The organism is Mesorhizobium sp. WSM4810 (genome assembly GCF_055811235.1).
In genome coordinates, this window is record NZ_JBVVQV010000081.1 from 1 (window position 1) to 971 (window position 971).

Sequence of the window (971 nt, forward strand, 5' to 3'; positions counted from 1 at the left end):
CCTGCCGCAATCACGCATTCTCAGTTATCCCGAGAAGTACATTGGGTCGAGCCAGCGGACGGCATGGGAGCCGATTGGCGATCTAATCCGCGAGCGCACCAAGTCGAGCCGAATCGGGGTCGAACTGTCGGCCAAGACGTTTGGAGTGAAGGACCATGCCGCCCTCGGTAACAGCTTGGATTCATCGAAGTTCATCGATGCCGATGGAATGATTTCTAAACTGAAGACGGTAAAATCACCAGCTGAGCTTGCCTACATGGAGCAGGCCGGCAAGATTGTGGATAGGGCCATGCAGGTGGGCCGGCTCGAGATCGCTCCTGGCGCGCGCGAATGCGACGTGGGCGCCGCCATATTGAATGCTTTGGTCAAAGGCACACCGGAATTCCCCGGGGGTGTTTGCGCCTTTCCAACTATGCCGGTTGGCTCTCCCGCCAACGCACCGCACCTTTCGTGGTCCGACGCACGCTATAAGATGGGCTGTCAGACGAATTTCGAGATTGGCGCCTACCGACACCGCTATGCCTGCGCCTTGTCACGGACGGTATTTTTGGGTGAGCCAACCGCTCGCGCGCGGCACCTACATCAAGCCGCTTTGGACGGCTTCCTCGCGCAGGTCGAAACGATACGGCCGGGAGTTAAGTGCTCTGAAGTTTGGCAAGCGTTCCAGCGCGCCTTTAAACCATACGGCGTGCGTAAAGAATCCAGGAGCGGTTACTCCATCGGCCACGGTTGGGTCGGCGAAGGAATCAGCTTCCAGGAGGACGACAACACCGTAATTGAACCCAACATGACCTTCCACGTCCTCATCGGCATCTTTGAGAAGGACGACGGCTACATCTTCAGCGAGACTGTTCGCGTGACCGAGAACGGCGTGAAGTCACTGAGCAGCATGCCCCGTGACCTGTTGGTAAATTACTGAGTTCCCCCGTTTTGCGCGAACGCCGGCGCATTGTTCAACACCAATGCGCCGG

General features: G+C 57.8%; 1 protein-coding gene. It reads left to right on the forward strand.

Going from position 1 to position 971, the window contains the following annotated elements:
- The coding region (locus AC0L3O_RS35360) for a M24 family metallopeptidase (RefSeq protein WP_473618145.1) at window positions 1–919 on the forward strand (919 nt) is incomplete at its 5' end.
- Window positions 920–971: the final 52 nt, after the last annotated feature.